The organism is Bradyrhizobium semiaridum (assembly GCF_020329505.1).
Taxonomy (GTDB): Bacteria; Pseudomonadota; Alphaproteobacteria; order Rhizobiales; family Xanthobacteraceae; genus Bradyrhizobium; species Bradyrhizobium semiaridum.
Genome location: NZ_JAGKJJ010000112.1, coordinates 1 through 616, shown reverse-complemented (window position 1 = coordinate 616; position 616 = coordinate 1). Strand labels below are relative to the sequence as shown.

Annotated in this window: 1 protein-coding gene and 1 pseudogene; one reads left to right on the top strand and one right to left on the bottom strand. The window is 65.4% G+C overall.

Annotation, left to right across the window (positions count from 1 at the left end):
- The first annotated feature begins 204 nt into the window (after window positions 1–204).
- Entirely contained in the window at window positions 205–501 is a 297-nt protein-coding gene (locus J6500_RS32285; RefSeq protein WP_225716613.1) for an EAL domain-containing protein, read from the top strand.
- On the opposite strand, the pseudogene J6500_RS32280 reads toward J6500_RS32285, so the two are convergent.
- Window positions 389–616, bottom strand: a pseudogene (locus tag J6500_RS32280) (EAL domain-containing protein); the annotation flags it as partial. The gene J6500_RS32285 and the pseudogene J6500_RS32280 sit on opposite strands and share 113 nt — an antisense overlap.

Below are 616 nucleotides of genomic sequence, written 5' to 3'. Positions count from 1 at the left end.
ACCAAGCCAAGCGAAGACCGCCCGCGCCCCGCGCTGTCGGACATCGTGACGCGGTTCTAGCCGCGGGCGAGAAATCGTAGCCCGCATGAGCCAACGGGTCGCGCTCTTGTAGCCCGCATGAGCGGAGCGATATGCGGGACCGGCCCCGGGTATCGCTTCGCTCACCCGGGCTACAAGAGCTCTCGTCATTGCCTGTCTTGACGCGTGGCGAACTACGCCGCTTTCGACGCGCGCGCGGCAAAGCCCGTCAGCAGCGCCTCGATCTCGGCCGCCGGCCTCGGCCGCAGTCTCAAGATCACCACGACGGCGGAAGGCGTCGAGACCGTCGACCAGCTCGATTGGCTGCGCGCCGAAGGCTGCAACGAGGTGCAGGGATTTCTGTTCAGCGCGGCGAGGCCGGAGATCGCGCGCACGATCGCGAGGCAATCGGAACGGCGCGCGAGGTCCTTCACGAAGGAGCGGTCGATCTTGATCTTGTCGAATGGAAAGCTGCGCAGATAGCTCAGGCTGGAATAGCCGGTGCCGAAATCGTCCATCGAGATGCTGACGCCGAGTTCGCGGAGCTGATGCAGGATCGCCAGGTTGGCCTCGGTCTCCGCCAGGAATACCGACTCGG